The organism is Marivita sp. (genome assembly GCF_051251565.1).
Lineage (GTDB): Bacteria > Pseudomonadota > Alphaproteobacteria > Rhodobacterales > Rhodobacteraceae > Marivita.
Genome location: NZ_JBPOFB010000012.1, coordinates 70,134 through 87,068, shown reverse-complemented (window position 1 = coordinate 87,068; position 16,935 = coordinate 70,134). Strand labels below are relative to the sequence as shown.

The 16,935-nt window shown below is 58.9% G+C and carries 19 protein-coding genes; 18 read left to right on the top strand and 1 reads right to left on the bottom strand.

All coding sequences use genetic code 11. The annotated features are described in order from the left end of the window. The 12 genes from ACSHXH_RS14675 to ACSHXH_RS14620 form a co-directional block, all read left to right on the top strand. The coding region (locus ACSHXH_RS14675; RefSeq protein WP_435672561.1) for an MbnP family protein at positions 1 to 461 on the top strand (461 nt) is incomplete at its 5' end. 1 nt (position 462) lies between these two features. Continuing rightward, the gene (locus tag ACSHXH_RS14670; RefSeq protein WP_435672560.1) at positions 463 to 1,575 is read left to right on the top strand and encodes an MbnH family di-heme enzyme; all 1,113 of its coding nucleotides are present in this window, start codon (positions 463 to 465) and stop codon (positions 1,573 to 1,575) included. Positions 1,576 to 1,584: 9 nt separating this feature from the next. Beyond that, positions 1,585 to 2,052: a copper chaperone PCu(A)C gene (locus ACSHXH_RS14665; protein ID WP_435672559.1), complete on the top strand. Its 468-nt coding sequence runs from the start codon at positions 1,585 to 1,587 to the stop codon at positions 2,050 to 2,052. 3 nt (positions 2,053 to 2,055) lie between these two features. Then, entirely contained in the window at positions 2,056 to 2,436 is a 381-nt protein-coding gene (locus ACSHXH_RS14660; protein WP_435672558.1) for a DUF2946 family protein, read from the top strand. Positions 2,437 to 2,503: 67 nt separating this feature from the next. Beyond that, positions 2,504 to 3,247, top strand: coding sequence for a Crp/Fnr family transcriptional regulator (locus ACSHXH_RS14655; protein WP_435672557.1), 744 nt, complete (start codon positions 2,504 to 2,506; stop codon positions 3,245 to 3,247). Positions 3,248 to 3,611: 364 nt separating this feature from the next. Next, positions 3,612 to 4,466: a DUF4394 domain-containing protein gene (locus ACSHXH_RS14650; RefSeq protein ID WP_435672556.1), complete on the top strand. Its 855-nt coding sequence runs from the start codon at positions 3,612 to 3,614 to the stop codon at positions 4,464 to 4,466. 223 nt (positions 4,467 to 4,689) lie between these two features. Then, a complete protein-coding gene (locus ACSHXH_RS14645) occupies positions 4,690 to 5,259 on the top strand; it encodes a hypothetical protein (protein ID WP_435672555.1) in 570 nt (189 codons plus the stop codon). Beyond that, complete coding sequence (locus ACSHXH_RS14640; protein ID WP_435672554.1) at positions 5,256 to 5,918, top strand: ABC transporter ATP-binding protein; 663 nt, start codon at positions 5,256 to 5,258, stop codon at positions 5,916 to 5,918. The genes ACSHXH_RS14645 and ACSHXH_RS14640 overlap by 4 nt, the downstream gene beginning before the upstream one ends. Further along, positions 5,915 to 7,069 (top strand): ABC transporter permease, encoded by a 1,155-nt coding sequence (locus tag ACSHXH_RS14635; protein ID WP_435672553.1) that lies wholly within the window; start codon positions 5,915 to 5,917, stop codon positions 7,067 to 7,069. The genes ACSHXH_RS14640 and ACSHXH_RS14635 overlap by 4 nt, the downstream gene beginning before the upstream one ends. A 35-nt stretch (positions 7,070 to 7,104) precedes the next feature. Continuing rightward, positions 7,105 to 7,869, top strand: a complete 765-nt coding sequence (locus ACSHXH_RS14630) for a DUF4198 domain-containing protein (RefSeq protein WP_435672552.1) — start codon at positions 7,105 to 7,107, stop codon at positions 7,867 to 7,869. Next, positions 7,866 to 8,201, top strand: coding sequence for a hypothetical protein (locus ACSHXH_RS14625; RefSeq protein ID WP_435672551.1), 336 nt, complete (start codon positions 7,866 to 7,868; stop codon positions 8,199 to 8,201). The genes ACSHXH_RS14630 and ACSHXH_RS14625 overlap by 4 nt, the downstream gene beginning before the upstream one ends. Next, positions 8,201 to 9,067, top strand: coding sequence for a metal ABC transporter substrate-binding protein (locus ACSHXH_RS14620; protein ID WP_435672550.1), 867 nt, complete (start codon positions 8,201 to 8,203; stop codon positions 9,065 to 9,067). The genes ACSHXH_RS14625 and ACSHXH_RS14620 overlap by 1 nt, the downstream gene beginning before the upstream one ends. Positions 9,068 to 9,254: 187 nt before the next feature. On the opposite strand, the gene ACSHXH_RS14615 is transcribed toward ACSHXH_RS14620, so the two are convergent. Next, on the bottom strand, positions 9,255 to 9,899 hold the full coding sequence (locus tag ACSHXH_RS14615) for a TetR/AcrR family transcriptional regulator (protein ID WP_435672549.1): 645 nt from the start codon (positions 9,897 to 9,899) through the stop codon (positions 9,255 to 9,257). Between the two features lie 129 nt (positions 9,900 to 10,028). On the opposite strand from ACSHXH_RS14615, the gene ACSHXH_RS14610 reads away from it, so the two are divergent. The 6 genes from ACSHXH_RS14610 (at position 10,029) to ACSHXH_RS14585 (ending at position 16,810) form a co-directional block, all read left to right on the top strand. Then, positions 10,029 to 10,862: an FAD binding domain-containing protein gene (locus ACSHXH_RS14610; RefSeq protein WP_435672548.1), complete on the top strand. Its 834-nt coding sequence runs from the start codon at positions 10,029 to 10,031 to the stop codon at positions 10,860 to 10,862. After that, a complete protein-coding gene (locus ACSHXH_RS14605; RefSeq protein WP_435672547.1) occupies positions 10,859 to 11,359 on the top strand; it encodes a (2Fe-2S)-binding protein in 501 nt (166 codons plus the stop codon). Before ACSHXH_RS14610 ends, ACSHXH_RS14605 begins: the two co-directional genes overlap by 4 nt. Continuing rightward, positions 11,356 to 13,737, top strand: a complete 2,382-nt coding sequence (locus ACSHXH_RS14600; protein WP_435672546.1) for a xanthine dehydrogenase family protein molybdopterin-binding subunit — start codon at positions 11,356 to 11,358, stop codon at positions 13,735 to 13,737. The genes ACSHXH_RS14605 and ACSHXH_RS14600 overlap by 4 nt, the downstream gene beginning before the upstream one ends. A 46-nt stretch (positions 13,738 to 13,783) precedes the next feature. Further along, complete coding sequence (locus tag ACSHXH_RS14595) at positions 13,784 to 14,836, top strand: C4-dicarboxylate TRAP transporter substrate-binding protein (protein ID WP_435672545.1); 1,053 nt, start codon at positions 13,784 to 13,786, stop codon at positions 14,834 to 14,836. A 79-nt stretch (positions 14,837 to 14,915) separates the two neighbouring features. Further along, the gene (locus ACSHXH_RS14590) at positions 14,916 to 15,482 is read left to right on the top strand and encodes a TRAP transporter small permease subunit (protein ID WP_435672544.1); all 567 of its coding nucleotides are present in this window, start codon (positions 14,916 to 14,918) and stop codon (positions 15,480 to 15,482) included. Further along, a complete protein-coding gene (locus ACSHXH_RS14585; protein WP_435672543.1) occupies positions 15,479 to 16,810 on the top strand; it encodes a TRAP transporter large permease in 1,332 nt (443 codons plus the stop codon). The genes ACSHXH_RS14590 and ACSHXH_RS14585 overlap by 4 nt, the downstream gene beginning before the upstream one ends. Positions 16,811 to 16,935: the final 125 nt, after the last annotated feature.

Sequence of the window (16,935 nt, the reverse complement as noted above, 5' to 3'; positions counted from 1 at the left end):
TTGTGTCGCAACAACAAACCAACCAGATGCACCGCCGTCATTCAAACCGCCCAGACACCAGATTCAGCCATAACTCCTGGAACTGGCGTGGCGGGTATAAATTCGTGCGCATCGACATGGTCCCGACCGACCGCAGCGCGGACGGCCCCAAGGGTTGGTTCCTGCATCTTGGCTCGACCATGTGCGCGTCCGAGGGCAAGACCGACGCGCCCACCAAGCCGTGCAAGACGCCGAACCTGATGGAAATCGCCTTCGACCAGTTTTATCCCGCGACCCAGACCCTTGTCATCGACCCTGCCGCTGTGGTGGCCGAGGCCGATCTGCGGGTGAACGCGCCCGAGACCTCGCCGGGCTGCATGTCCTTCCCCGGCGATGCGGATTGCATGACTGTCATGGCCAAGCTGGGACTGGAGTATGGCGATGTGCCTGCCGTAGAGCAGGCGCTGGTCACGGCACGCTGAGATGCGCCGCGCCGCGCCTGTCGCGGCGGCGCTGGTGATCCTGTCGGGGGCGGCACTCGCCCTCGACGAGGGCGGCTATGATTGGCCGCTGCCGGATTGGATGCCGCGCCCGCCCGTGCCAGAAGACAACCCGATGAGCGCCGCCAAGGTCGAGCTTGGTCGGCACCTGTTCTACGACGCCCGCCTGTCGGGGGACGGCACCGTGGCTTGCGCCTCGTGCCACGATCCGGCGCGGGCCTTTACCGACGGGCGTCAGACGGCGGTGGGCATCCACGGCACGCTGGGCAACCTGAACGCGCCCAGCCTTGCCAATGTCGCCTATCTGCCGGTGAATGCCTGGGCCAACCCGCATATGACTTCGCTGGAGTTTCAGGCCCTTGTGCCGCTGTTCGGTGAAGCCCCAGACGAGATGGGCGCGACCGGCCAAGAGGACCGGATCTTTACGACGCTCGCGGCCGATCCCTTTTATGCCGAGGGCTTTGCGCAGGCTTTTCCCGACTGGCCCGCGCCCGACCTGTTTACCGTGACCCGCGCGCTGGGGGCGTTTCAACGCAGCCTAATGTCCTTTGACAGCCCCTATGACCGCTTCAAATATGGTGGTGATCTGGACGCGCTGTCGGAGGCTGCCAAACGTGGCGAGCAGTTGTTCTTTGACCATCGGTTCGAATGTTATCACTGCCATCAGGGGGTGCTCTTTACCGACAACTTCCAGCGCGAGGGCAGCCCATGGGTCGAGACCGGCTTTCACAATACCGGGCTGTATGCGGAGTATCCCGCCAGCGCGCCGGGCCGGATCGAGATCACCGGCGAGCCGGGCGATGCCGGGCTGTTTCGCACGCCGTCCCTGCGCAATGTCACCGTGACCGCGCCCTACATGCACGACGGCTCGATCCCCGATCTGCGCGCTGTGTTGGCCCACTACGCTAATGGCGGGCGGGAGGGCCACGCCAATCAGGACGGTATGATCGTGGGCTTTGACGCCACCGAGACCGAGATCAACGACATCATCGCCTTTCTCGAAAGTCTGACCGACGAGGCGTTTCTCACCAACCCCGCCCACATCGACCCGTGGCCCGACGATCACCCCGCCCGGATCAACAGGGTCAATCCATAGGAGACCGATATGAAGAGCGCGATTTTTTCCTTAATGCTGCTGGCAACACCGACCTTGGCCCATGATCAGATGGCCGGCGATCTACACATTATCCACCCATCGATTCCGGCCCCCCCGACCACTGCAAAATCCGCTTCAGGCTATGTTACCATTTCGAACGAAGGCGACGCGCCTGAAGAACTGATCGGTGTACGCACGCCATTTGCGGCCTCAACCACGCTGCACACCACGATCTTTGAGGATGGCATCGCAAAGATGCGGCCGCTGATCGGAGTGCCCATCGCGCCCGGTGAGATTGTAAACCTTGAACCGGGCGGGATGCATGTGATGTTCATGGGGCTGAGCGGCCCTGCGAACGAGGGCGACATGGTCCCCGCTACGCTGATTTTTCGCCAAGCGGGCGAGGTCGCGATCGAGTTCATGGTCGACCCGGCAGCCGGGGCTGACCATTCCAACATGGACCATTCCGGGCACTAATCCTTGAGCCTTGTTGGCCTCATAACACGCTCGCTGCTGCTTTTGGCGCTGCTCGGCTCGGCCACCGTGCCGGACAGATTCATGCGCGCGCAAGGCCCCGATGGTTTCCGGCTGGTGCTTTGCACACCGGACGGCACCCAAGAGGTCTGGCTAACCGACGACGGAGAGGTCATTCCGGTAGAGGACGATCACCCTGCCCAAGACCATGATAGCCCGCATTGTCTGCAGGTCAGTGTCGCTCGCCTTGCGGCCGCACCCGATCCCGGCCCGGTGATCCGTTTTCGGCTCTGGCCGGTGGCGCCACCGATCGTTTCGGCGCAACGCCCCGTTTCACAAGGTTACCTCCACCAAAATCGTAGCCGCGCGCCACCGTTTCCCGTCTGATCTTACCGCCGGGGCCACGAGCCCCGTGTCAGTATTTCCAAGAAACTTTCCAGACAAGGAAACCCGCATGACTGCGATGATACACTCGTGGCAGGACCACGACCTGCACCCTATCGATGTTGACCCGCGGCCCGACCTGTTTCACGGCCTGTCAAAGGCCCAGACGCGCCAAATACGGCGTGCGTTTAAGTCCGAAACCTATGAGGACGGCGAGTCCTTGCCACGCAGCGGCGTGGACGCGCCGTTTGTCGGGCTCGTTTTGTCAGGCGTGCTACGCGAGGATCGCGCCACGCCCGAGGGGGGATCGCACTTGCTGGCCCTGACCTTTGCGGGTGAAGCGTTCGCCCGGCAAAGTCGCGACCGGGCCAAAGGCACCCTGACCGCCATCGGCGAAACTGAAGTGCTGACCTGTGCCTACGCCACATTCGAGCGTCTGGCCGTCGCCATTCCACGTCTTCGGCTGAACCTACTGCATCTGGTGCAAGATCAACTGGCGCAAGCGCAGTATTGGCAGCTTCTGCTAGGTCGAAAGACCGCCCATGAACGGATCACGTCCATGCTGAGGTGCTTCCACCAGCGACAAGGTCAACCCGATGAAATCGATCTCGCAGTAAAACGCGCCGATCTTGGGCAGTTGACCGGACTGAAGCTGGAAACCGTTTCGCGCCAGATGCGAGCGCTCGAAAGAGCCGGGCTGATCGCAATGCCACAACCGAGCCGCGTTCGCATCAAAGATGCTGCAACACTTAAGGCAGAGACCGGCGATTCCTCTGTGCGCCGCGCTGCAACTGATTTCAGGATCACATTTTGACCAAGAAATCTTCCCAAAACATAGGTCTCACCAAGACGCTATCAGGCAAACCTTGGGAGCGTTTCCATCAACATAACAAGAGACAGGCGTGCCCACAAAAAGGAAAGTTCTGCATGACATGTCCTTATAACAGCCCATTGAAGGTGCCTGAAAGAGCCTGAGCTTCGAGCAGGTTGTCACACGAGATACTCGTTTGTGGGTGCCTCGAGTGCGTCACCTCATTTTTCCGTTGTTAAGTGGCCTTTCGAGCCAAGGCCACGCAAAAAAATCGAAAGCTGCGAAACTTTTGCCCTCGCAAACACGTGGTTTGAGAGGTCGGCCGATATCCGGTTCCGGCACCCCTTAATATGACGAGAGACCCACTATGAAACTTACTGAGACCTCTGCCGTTATCGCTCTTTCGCTTTCCGTTGCTACGCCCGCATTGTCCATGGGGCATGCCAGCACCATGGGCTATGCTCTTGCCGAAAACGGCGGAACGCTCGTGACGATGCAAAGCATCGCAGAACCGGGCACAGTGCAAACTTTTGCACTTGAGACGCCGTTGCGGGCGATTGCCTATCGCCCAGTGACCGGCCAGCTTCTTGGTTATGCCGACGGAATGATCTACGAGGTCAACCCCATGACCGGCACTCTGTCCGATCTAGGCGCAAACTTTATGGAAGACGCAATGATCGTCGAAGGGGCTGTCGCGTTCGACTTCAACAATCAAATTGATGCCGTGCGCGCGGTTGGAGCCGATGGGTCGAACTTGGTCTATTTTCCCGATGGTTTCGGCGATGGCGATGAGCGCGCCAATTCCGTCCGCCGTTTCACTGACACCTTTTATGTGGAGGGAGACATGTCGGCAGGTGCCGATCCGCTGATCTTCGCAAACGCATATACGAATGCAATCGCAGGCGAGAAGGCCAGTTCCACAGCTCAATACGCTATCGATGCACGTGCAAATGCGCTTGTCACACTTGCCAACAACGCAGGTGAGCTTGCAACAGTTGGTCTGCTGACCTCGGACGGCGAGGCAATCGACGTGATCGATGCCGGAGGCTTTGACATCATGTCGCCAGAAGAGGGAACGGACATGGCATACGCAATCTTGCAAATTGATAGCGAGTCTAACGCAAGCCTTTACATGGTTGACCTGACCTCAGGTGCGCTGACTGATCTGGGCGATTTGGGCATGGGTGGCTTCAGCGGTTTCGCAGTGTCGCAGGGCATGTAAACAAAAGATTGTCGCTTAAACAAGAAGCCGTGTCCCCGATTAGCTATCGGGGACACGGAACAAAAAATTCACAAAGGTCGCGACGGCGAGAGTGTTCTGCACTTTCTCACCACCATTTCGAAACCTTCACGGCGTTTTGGCCGTCAAACACTCATGACGTGTGCTCGGTTTTCAGCGATTATTGTGACTTGCAGCCATCAAGACGAGTATTATTAAATTCACCATGTTCAGAAACCTGGCCTTCGCAACCCTCGTTATCTCCGGCTTCGCCATTCTGGCGTGGTCTTTCTTTGCTCCTAATCAAGACAATGCAATCTCCGCGGATGGAATGACCCCGCGCGAGTTTTCTCAGGAAAGCCCGTTGGTTCTGCCAGTCATCCTCGCACAGGTTTATGAAGCCTTTGGCGAAACCGAAGAAGCCGCAATCTATGACCGATTGGCCGAGGTCGCGAACGGGCCTGCATTGGAACAGCTCTATCTTGAACGGGTTGGCGCGATGGCGGGTGGTGGACTGAACCCGGATCAGGAGATCCATGAGGTGTCCCTCTTGGGGATGAGCGCGCGACCGCAAGGCGAGCTCGTCAACATCTCGGCAAAATGGCGCGTGCTTGGGGTGGTCGGCCATTCCGAGCATATGCACATGCGCGGCAATGCCTATGCCGCCGATCTGGTCATGGCGTCGGATGCAGGCGTGTGGAAGATCACGGGCTTTACCCTTACGGATGTCGACCGCACGGATGCGGGAACGCTGGAACGCAATGCCGACGCCCCCCCGCTGGAGGAAGACAGTTGATCGCGGTCCGTGATCTGACCTTCGCCTATCCGCACGGTGGGTTTGCCCTGAACATCCCGACACTGACCGTGGACGCGGGCGAACGTGTCGGCGTGATCGGACCCAGCGGGACGGGCAAGACAACCCTGTTGAACCTTGTGGCCGGGCTGGTTCAGGCAAACATTGGTCAGATCACAGTCGCCGGTCATGATCTGTCTGCACTGGACGAGGCAAGCCGCCGCAGGTTTCGCGCGACGCATGTGGGGTTCATCTTTCAGAACTTCGCGTTGGTCGACTACCTGACCGCCTTCGAGAACATTCTCTACCCCTATCGCGTGGGCCTAGGCTTGCGCCTTGATGCTGAAGCAAGGGATCGCGCCCACGCTCTGGCCAAGGCCTGCGGCGTCGCCCATCGCCTCAAAAGCCATCCTCAAGCACTTTCCGGCGGAGAACAACAGCGCGTTGCTATCTGCCGGGCCTTGGTGACGCAACCGCAACTGATCCTTGCGGATGAAGCGACCGGCAACCTCGATCCTGAAACCAAAGAGGCCATTCTGGACCTTCTCTTTGCCCGCGCGTCCGAGATGGGCGCAACCGTGCTGGCCGTGACCCACGACCATGACCTGCTGCCCCGGTTCGACCGTGTCATCGACTTTGCCACCCTGAGGCAACCGACATGAACGCGCTGTTTCTGGCCTTTGCCCATCTGCGTTGGACATGGGCGCGCAGCCTTGTGCTGGTCGTTGTGGGCGCGTTGATCCTGTCGGTTCCGATGGTGACACAAGTGCTGCTGCGCGGATCGGAACAGGCACTGACCCAACGCGCCGAAGCGACGCCGCTGGTACTGGGCGCGCGCGGCAGCCAACTCGATCTGGTAATTGGGGCCGTCTATTTTTCCGAGGATCGCACACAGCCGATCACCCGCGCCGCTGAAGACGCTGTTTGGGACAGTGGCCTTGCCCTGCCAATCCCGTTGCACACGGCGTTCCAGACCAATGGCGCGCGGATCGTCGGGACGTCTCTCGACTATTTCGACTTCCGGGACCTGACGATTGCCGAGGGGCGTCAGGTAGCGCTTCTCGGTGAGGCCGTTCTGGGCGCACAGGTGGCGGATCGGCTTGAGCTTGGGCCGGGGGATACGGTGGTCTCTGCGCCCGAGAACCTTTTTGACCTCGACGGGGTCTACCCTCTGGAGTTGCAGATCACCGGCGTTCTGGCGGCTACCGGAACACCCGACGATGAAGCGGTGTTCACAGACGTCAAGACGGCCTGGGTTATTGCAGGCATCGGCCACGGACACGAAGACGTCGTGACAGCCGATGCCGATGGCAACATCACCGCCAATGCGGCGATCACACAATTCCAGCGGATCACGCCGAACAACATCGACAGCTTCCATTTCCACGGGTCCGCAAGCGACTATCCGCTCTCTGCCGTTCTGGTTGTGCCCTATGACACCCGGTCCGGCACAATTTTGCGCGGGCGATACCTCGACCCGGAGAACCCCGTGCAGATGACCGTCCCGGCCGAGATCGTGGCGGGACTGGTCGACCGCATTTTCCGCATCGCAACTCTGCTGGACGCCGTCACCCTTTTGATCGGAATAGCAGCCTTTGGTGCCATCGCACTGTCGCTTTTTCTCGCGTGGAGTCTGCGTGCCTCTGAGATGGAAACGGCAAAACGCCTTGGGGCTGGGCGGTTCGTGATCCTGCAATTGGCCGTAGCAGAAATCGCCCTATTGTTGATTTTATCTGCAGGCCTTGCCGCTGCCCTTGTGACCGCCGTAACCATGAACGGCGACAGGCTTGTGGCATGGATTCTTGCGCTGTGACACTTTTTAACCAGACCTCGATTGGAGATCGCCTGATGAAAACCATGATGACCGCCGCGGCTATGGCCGCCCTCGCCACGACGGCCACCGCCCATTACGGCATGATCATCCCGTCCGACAACATGGTCAGCCAGGAAGACGGGCGCAGCATCGACCTGACGCTGTCCTTCTCCCATCCGTTTGAAAGCATCGGCATGGTGCTTGAACGCCCCGAGGCCTTCACAGTGACCCATGGCGAAGACACCACGGACCTGCTTGGCATGCTGGAAGACATGCAGGTCATGGATCATCCCGGCTTTGCTATGGAATACCGACTCGAGCGTCCCGGCACCTATGTCTTTGCGATGACGCCGCAACCCTATTGGGAACCAGAGGAAGACGCCTTTATCACCCATTTCACCAAGACCTACATCTCTGCCTATGGCGATGACGAAGGCTGGGATGCCGAACTCGGCCTCAAGACCGAGATCATCCCCCTGTCCAAGCCATTTGCCCTGTGGGAAGGCAACATTTTCCAGGGCATCGTCAAGCTGGATGGCGAGGCCGTGCCCTATGCCGAGGTCGAAGTGGAATACTACAATCAGGATGGCAGCGCTGTGGCCCCGTCTGATCTGATGATCACCCAGACCGTCAAGGCGGATGCCGATGGCGTCTTTAGTTATGCCGTGCCGACATCGGGCTGGTGGGGCTTTGCCGCTCTGAACACCGCCGAAGAACCGATGCAATTCGAAGGTCAGGACAAGGCGCATGAACTGGGCGCGGTGATCTGGGTGCATTTTGAACCCTGGGGCGCGCAATGATCCGCGCCCTGACTATTGCTCTTTGCGTTGCGGCCCTTCCGGTCGCAGCGCATGACCTGCGGGTTTTTGCGTCAGTCACGGGCGAGACAGTGACGGTGGAGTCCACGTTTTCCTCAGGCCGCGTGCCAAAAGGTGGCGAAATCCGTGTGCTAGATGCCAATAATGTCCTATTGATGACCCTCGAGATTGGACCCGACGGCAAGACGCAGTTTACCCTTCCCGACGGCGCGGCAGAGACCGGCCTAATGATCGAAGTCGATGTCAGCGAAGGGCACTCGGATTACTGGATGCTCACACCCGATGACATCGCCCATGGGCAGGGAACCAATTGATGCTCAAGCGCCTTGCCGTCTGTCTGTCCTTGGTTGCCGGCGTCGCCAATGCGCAGGACCGCCCTGTTGTTGCGACGGTCAACTACCCGCTGGCCTGGATGGCCGAACGCCTTGGCGGGGATGCGCTGGAGGTGCTTTTCCCGGTGCCCGAGGGGCGTGACCCGTCCTTCTGGCGACCGGGCCTGTCCAAGATTGCCGCGATCCAGCAGGCCGATCTGATCGCCCTGAATGGAGCCGGCTTCGCGACATGGACCACGCGCACCTCGCTTCCGCGCTCGCGCGTGGTCGACACCTCCGCCGGATTCTCGGATGCCTACATCGCCACGCAATCTGTCACCCACAGCCATGGCGCGGATGGGGAGCATTCGCACACCGGGACCGCCAGCTACACATGGCTCGATTTCGCGCAAGCCGCTCAACAGGCTGAGGCGCTGGCAGCAGCGATGAAGCGGCGGATGCCAGAACTTGGCGATCAAATCGACGCGGCAATGCCGGGGTTGGTGGCGGAGCTAACGGCGTTGGACGCAAAGGCGCGTGACGCGCTTTCCGCATTGAAAGGAACGACAATCCTTGCAACGCATCCCCGGTACCAATATCTCGCCCGCGCCTACGGTTTAGACATCGCCAGTCTTGAATGGGATGCAGGCGCGATGCCGGATGACGCTCAGTGGCAAGAGCTGCAGGACATCGCGGACCAGACGGGTGCGGCCCTATTGATCTGGGAAGCAACCCCACCAGACGGCGCCATGAATCGCGCAAGCGAAATCGGCCTCAAATCCGTAGTCTTCTCTCCACTCGCAACCCGGCCTTCCGACGGTGACTTTGTGTCGGTCATGCAGACGCAAATCGCGGTTTTGGTTGAGTAAAGACAACCTCTAATTCGACCTCCACATAGAATAACCGAAGAGGTAACCTTGTCTTGTCGACCTACAGTTCGACACTGACTGAATATTGCGTCCGCAGCGAAGGTCCGGTTGGACGAAGCTGCGCCGCAGCGCCCGTCCAAGATGCGAATGGCAAGTGTGGGCCGATTTCAACAATGCCTTTTGGTTCTCAGTGTTCAATTTCTATGCTGAAATAAAGAAGAAACTTATCGATTGCCCTCGCGATTTCTTCCTGTGGTTTTGCAGGTTCAGGCATGCGGTAGATGTGCTGACGTATCCCGATATAGACGATCCCACCATGAAGATTCCAAACGTCTTCCATCTTTGGGGATTTCTCAGAATTCGCCACGGCTTCGGTTTCTGCCAAGAGTGGCAGAAGGATGACGTTTCCTAAATGCTCGAGATAGCGTTGGTTGAGGGACGCTCCGGCAAGTCCTGAAAACATGAAGATGCGCATCCACTCGCGTTCAAAGATCAACGAACTGTATTCGGTATAGAAAGCAACTAGCCGTTCACGTAGCGGAACACTGCGATCTGTCAGGCGTTCTGGCCAATCCGGTGCGAGGCGGCCGATGTAGACCTTTTCGTAGACCGCTTCGATCAGCTCTTCTTTCGTGGCGAAGTAGTTGAAAATAAGGGACTGGGTCACACCAAGGCGACGTGCCAATTCTCGTGTGTTTCCCTCAAGGCCAACTTCGGCAAAGAAACGCACAGCTTCATCGACAATCTGCTGACGGCGTTCTGCGGGCGGCAAGCGCTTGCGCGCAGCGCCATCTTCGCCATCGAGGGCGGGGCTATCGGTTTGTCCGTCCATCATACGCTCTCAGCTGTCTGGTAGTGTCAGAAATTTTCTCTTGCAACGACTCGCAATTAAAGATCATCTGCTCAACAGTATTGATCAAGCGCTTAATAAGGCGCAGGTCAAAAAAGAGGGGAGGACGCCATGAAGGCATCAGCGGGAGGCTATGCCCGGGCTGAGAGCTTAGGTCATGCGCTTGAATTGCTTGCTGCATCGGACGGCCATGGACGTGTTTTGGCTGGTGGTCAAAGCCTGATCGCCGCGATGAACATGCGGCTTTCTGTCGGGGACTTGCTGGTCGATATCTCGAAGATCAGTGACTTGTCTGGCGTCGCTGTCGAGGGTGAAACGCTTCGGATCGGCGCTCTGACCCGACACGCCCAGATCGGTTCTGATCCGTTTGTAAAGACCCACGCACCGCTATTGACGGACGCGGTTTCGCATATCGCCCATGCAGCTATCCGCAATCGGGGCACCATTGGTGGGGCGCTGGCCCATGCCGACCCTGCGGCGGAATTTCCGGCTTGTGCGCTCGCGCTTGGAGCGACGATGCATGTCGAGGGTCCGACCGGTCCGCGTGCAATCGCGGTAGAGGATTTCTTTGAGGAGGTCTTTACCACTGCACTGAACGAAGGCGAAATCCTCACTTCGTTCACGGTGCCGGTCGCCGAAGCTGACGAAGTGCAGATCATCGAAGAAGTTGCACGCCGTTCCGGAGACTATGCCTTGGTCGGGCTTTGCCTGGTCAAGCGCGCCGCTGGTCACCGCATCGCGCTGTTCTCGGTCGGGCCCAAACCCATTCTTGCGAACGGCGCAATGGCAGCGCTGGATGCGGGAGATCTGGACGCGGCTGTAGATGCGTTGTCCGCAGAGATTGACCCACCCTCTGACACACAAGCCAGTGCCGCCTATCGCCGCCATTTGGCTGGTGTCCTGTTGCGTCGCGCAGTTGCCCGCCTGAAAGGAGAAGTCGCATGACCGAACTGTTCCGCGACAAGGTTGACGTGTCCATGACGGTCAATGGAGAACCAGTCGAGGCCCGGGTGCCGGCCGGGCAACACATGATCGACTTTTTGCGCCTCGAGCTAGGGCTGACCGGTGCTCATGCGAGCTGCGAACACGGCGTTTGCGGGGCTTGCACAATCCGCGTCGACGGAGACGCTGTGCGGGGTTGTTTGATGCTTGCTGCTCAGGCAGACGGGGCCGAGGTCTGGACGATCGAAGGTTTGACCGACACCAACGCCATCAGTGATTTGCAGGACGCATTTGTGGAACGCAACGCCTTGCAATGCGGGTTCTGTACGCCCGGAATGCTGGTCGCTGCAGACGAGTTGCTGGCCCGAGGCGGTGTGCCAAGCCGCGCGGAAATCCGTGAGCACCTGTCTGGCAATTACTGCCGCTGCACAGGTTACGAGGCGATCATTGATGCCGTTGAAAGTGTCGCCAAAGGCCGCGCTGGAAAGGCAAAAGCATGACGATCCCGTTCAATAATCCCGACCGTCCGAACTCCTATATTGGCAAGACTGTCCCACGCCCGAACGCAACAAAGCTGGTTCAGGGCAGGGGCCGCTATGTCGATGACATCGTGTTGCCGCGTATGCTGCATGTGGCGTTTTCCCGGTCACCTGTGGCACATGCGAAGATCGGTACAATTGACCTGGACGAAGCCAAGGCCGTCAAAGGGGTGGTTCGCATCTTCACCGGTGCCGATCTGGCTGAGGTCTGTACGCCCTGGGTCGCGGTTTTGGCCCACCTCAAGGGTCTGAAATCTCCGCCGGAACATCCATTGGCAGTGGACCGCGCCTGCTGGGTTGGTGAGCCAGTTGTAGCCGTTGTGGCAACCACACGCGCTGCGGCAGAAGAAGCGGCGTCGCTGGTGGTTGTCGATTACGAAGAACTGCCCGCAGTCACCGACACGATGACCGCACTCGACAAGGACACACCGGTCATTCATCCCGAGATGGGAGACAACCTCGCTTTTCGCCGATTGCATGAGGAAGGCGATGTCGACGCGATGTTCGCAAACGCGCACAAGGTGGTTTCCGCCAGCTTTCGAACCGCACGCCATACCGGCGTCACGCTTGAACCGCGGTCGATCCTTGTCGATTGGAATCCAGCCGAAGGGCAGATGACCGCGTATCACGCGACCCAGGCTCCGCACATGATGCAGACCGTCTTCGCCAAGCATCTCGATATCCCCGAAAGCCGCGTGCGGGTCATTTGCGGCGATGTTGGAGGGTCGTACGGCATCAAGGTGCATGTCTATCCCGACGAGGTGGCGACCGCTGCTATTGCCAAGGTGATGGGCCGACCGATCAAGTTCATTGCCGATCGCCTGGAAAGCTTCAGCACTGACATTCACGCCCGTGACCACGAGATTGAAGCCAAGATCGCGGTGGATGCAGACGGCAAGATCCTCGCGATTGACGTCGACGACTGGACCGGGATCGGGCCGTACTCGGTCTATCCGCGCACCTCGGCCATTGAGGGCAATCAGGTCGTGAACCTGTGTGGCGGGCCGTATGATTTTGCAAACTATCGGGCGCAGACCACGGTTGTCTTCCAGAACAAGACGCCAACCTGTCAGTACCGTGCGGTAGGCCACCCCATTGCAGTGGCGATCACTGAAGGTCTTGTCGACATGGCCGCAGCGGCGATCGGCATGGACCCGGTCGAAATCCGGCGGCGCAATATGTATCCCGACGACGCATATCCGGTGACATCACCCGCCAAGATGAAGTTCGAAGGCCTGTCGCACCATGCGTCGATGGACAAGCTGATGGAGATGATGGACTACGACGCGTTGCGCGCTGATCAAGCTGAAGCCCGCAAGCAAGGCAAGTATCGCGGCATAGGCATCGCGTCCTTCATCGAACTGACCAACCCTTCGCCTTTCATGTATGGAATCGGCGGCGCGCGTATCTCGGCACAAGACGGCTGCACCGTTCGAATGGACCCAGATGGATCGGTCGTGGCGCTGTCGGGTGTGACCGAGCAGGGCCAGGGGACCGAGGCGATGCTGAGTCAGGTTGTGGCGGAAGGCGTCGGGGTCCTGCCTTCGCAGGTTCGTGTCATCACCGGCGACACGCAGGTCACGCCGTATGGCGGTGGTACCTGGGCTTCGCGTGGTGCGGGCATTGGCGGCGAGGCGGCGTTGCAAGCGGCACGGGCGCTTCGCGGCTCGATCCTCGAAGTCGCGGCGGCGATGCTTCAGGCCGATGCGGGCCAGCTTGATATCCGCGACGGTCAGATTGTCGATGCCGATAGCGGCGAACAGCGTATGCCGCTCGAGGAACTGGGGCGGATCGTGTACTTCCGGGGTGATACCTTGCCCAAGGATTTGCCGCGCGAATTGGTCCAGACCCGGCATTTCATCACGATGGAATATCCGTTCGCCTTTACCAACGGCGTTCAGGCCTCGTATCTTGAGGTCGACACCGACACAGGCGTTGTGACCCTGCTCAAGCATTGGTGCATCGAAGACTGCGGTCGCGTGATCAACCCACAATTGGTCGACGAACAGATCCGGGGCGGCATTGTTCAGGGCCTTGGCGGCGCGCTTTACGAGGAAATCCATTATGACGAGGACGGCCAGCTGCTGAATGGCTCCATGGCGGACTACCTCGTCCCGATGACTGCCGAAATGCCGGACATGGTGGTGGGCCACGTGGAAACACCGACCAAGGAAAGCGAACTTGGCGCCAAAGGCGCGGGTGAGGCCGGAACCGCCGGAGCACCAGCCGCCGTTATGAACGCCATCAACGATGCCCTGCGCCCGCTTGGGGCGCAGGTGACCGAAATGCCCTTCACACCCGAACGCATTCTACGGGCGTTGGGCAAACTGCAAGACTGAACCAAAAGGGGCGCCGGGGAGCGCGCCCACCAAAGGGAGGATAAGTATGAAACTCACAGCACTTACAACACTCGGTGCGATGCTGATCGGCAGTGCGGCGATTGCCCAGCAAAGCCTGACGGTCAATATCGGCTCTTCGCATCCAGAGGCCAATATCTGGGTCTACGCGATGAAAAACACCTTCCAGCCTGAGGTGAACCGCATTCTTGCCGAGAATGGCAACGAATATCAGGTCAACTGGGTCGAGAACTATGCCGGCACACTCTACAAGTTTACCGACACGCGCGAAGCGGTGATGGACGGTATTGTCGATGTCGGCATGGTCGGCACGGTCTGGGAAGGGGCGAACATGCCGCTTCAGAACGTGACCTACTTCACGCCGTTCGCGACCGAAGATCACCGCATGATCATCGAGATTTTTGATGATCTTTCGGAGAACCTGCCCGAGCTCAAGAATAGCTGGGCTGAGAACGGGATGGTGCATCTGTCGTCATTGATCACTGACAGCTATGATATTTACGGCACGTTCCCCGTGACCTCGATGGCAGACCTTCAGAACCGCAAACTGAACGCTCCGGGCACATCCGCCAACTGGCTTCGTGAAACAGGGGCAACGCCAGTCGATGGGGCGTTGACCACCTATTACACCAATATCCAGACCGGTGTGACCGAAGGCACCTTGTCCTTTGCGTCGGGCATCTTGCCAACCCGCGTTTACGAAGTGGCCCCCGAACTGACCCGTGTGGGGATCGGATCGATGTATTTCGGTGGCATTGCGGCAAACAAGGATTTCTTCGATGGCTTGCCAGAGCCGGTTCAAACCGCCTTCCGCGAAGCCGCACAGGCAACTTCACTCGCGCACGGCGACTATGTGGGTGATCTGGCGGCGCGCGCACTTGACGAGATGCAGGCGGCTGGTCTGACCATCCATCAGCTTCCCGAAGAAGAAAAAGCCAAGTGGGTCAATGGCCTGCCGAACATCATCGAGCCTTGGTTGGAACAGACCGGTGATGCGGGCAAGACTGTGCTCAAAGCCTATTTTGCGGCTCTGCGTGAACGCGGTGCAACACCGCTTCGGAACTGGGACGACGGTCTCTAAGATCGTCACCTGAACGTTTGCGCCCGTCCGGATCCAAATGGACCGGGCGGGCGTCTCCTTGGCAGCAGGACGCCCGGCCATGAGCAATGAAGACACACCAGAGCTGGAAGAGGATCGGTTTGTCCCGTCCTTTTCGGATGCCCCTTACGGTGCGGTTCTTGGCTCAATGGCCGCGGCCATGTCGGCAGTTGGCACAGCCAGCATCGGTGCGTTGATGCTGCTCATCGTGGCGGATGTGATCGGTCGAAACTTTCTGGACGCCCCGATAACCGGCGTGTCCGAGATTGCTGCGCGCGCCGTCGTTGCCATTGTCTTTCTGCAGGTGCCAGCCGCGATCCTGCAACTTCGCCTGACACGCGCCGATTTTCTGGTCCGTCGTCTGCAGAAATCCAGGCCGCGCTTCGTGGCCTGGCTTGAGGCGCTGTTCTGTATCGCTGGTGCTATCGTCTTTGCGCTGATCCTCTGGGCCTCTTGGCCAAAATTCCAGAGCGCATGGCAAACCGCCGAATTCTTTGGCGTTCAAGGTGTCTGGACGATCCCGACATGGCCCTTCCGTGGCATCACGATTCTAGGCTGTACCGTCGCGGCACTGGCCGCTCTTTACAGAGCCCGCGAAGAACTCCGCAGCGTAAGGAGCAGGGCATGACCACGCTGACCATCGGCTTCATCCTGATCGCGGTGCTCGTCGGTCTTGTGCTTCTAGGAATGCAAATCGCCTACGCACTGTTTGGTGTGGCGTTTCTTGGGATCTGGATCATCCGGGACAATATCGATCTTGCGTTCAGGATGCTGGAACTGACTGCCTATTCTGGGATCGCGGATTATCTTTTCGCGACCATCCCGCTTTTCGTCTTGATGGGGCTGCTGGTCAGCGTGTCAAATGTCGGGCGTGACACGTTCGAAGTGGCGGAAGAGCTGTTGCGTCGCATGATCTGTGGTCTGGGCGTCGCCACAGTTGCAGCAAATACCATCTTTGCCGCGGTCACCGGTGTGTCCATCGCGTCAGCTGCGGTCTTCACCCGCGTTGCGGTTCCCGAAATGACACGTCACGGGTATCGGCCCGCCTTTTCGGCAGGCACCGTTGCCGGGTCATCTGTATTGGGGATGCTGATCCCGCCGTCGCTCTTGTTGATTGTCTACGGCATTCTGGCCGAAGTTTCGATTGGCGGCATGTTTATCGCCGGGATCATTCCGGGATTGATGTTGGCACTTGGGTTTGTCGCGATGCTGATCGGGATTACCATCGCCTTTCCCAAATTCGTGCTGAACGATCCTGATGCTGTGCGCGAGCGGCGTCTGGATCGTGATTTCACGCCCATGCCGTTGAAAGAGCTTGTGCTCAAACTGCTCCCGATCGTCCTGCTGGTCATTCTGGTGCTGGGTGGTCTTTACACCGGGTTTTTTACCCCGACCGAGGCAGGCGGCATCGGTGCGTTCGGCGCGTTGATCGTGGCACTGTCGCGACGCAGCCTTGATCGAAAAAAGCTTTGGCAGGTGATGAAGCAGACCGGCGTGATCTCGGTTTCAATCCTGTTGCTACTCGTGGCTGCTTCTTTCTATTCGCGGATGCTGGCCATTGCTGGGTTGCCAAATGCTATCGCGGGCTTGGTCACGGATTCTGGCTTTGGCCCGCTCGGATTTCTTTTCTTCTACGCTGTCATCATATTGCTGATGGGAATGATCTTGGACAGCACGTCGATCCTGCTCATAATGGTTCCAATCGCGGCACCCATCGCGCAAGGGCTTGGGATTGACCTCATGCACTTTGGGATTGTGACAGTGATTGCTGTCGAGATTGGGTTGTTGACGCCACCCTTTGGGATATCCGTCTTCACAGTGCATAACACGCTCAACGATCCCAACGTCTCGGTCGAGCAAATCTTTGCCGCCACCTTGCCATTTATTGCTGTGATGCTTGTGGTCCTCGTGATTGTGGCCTTTTTTCCAATGACCGTAACGATGTTTCTATACTGAAGAGACGTCGGACAAGCGGAAAGCATCGATGTGAGTCTTGCGTTCTGGAGAAGCGGGATTTGCAGCAGTCGGGCCCGTGCGCAATTCGACCCTTCGTTGCTGAGAATGCTGCGCCATGCATGAAT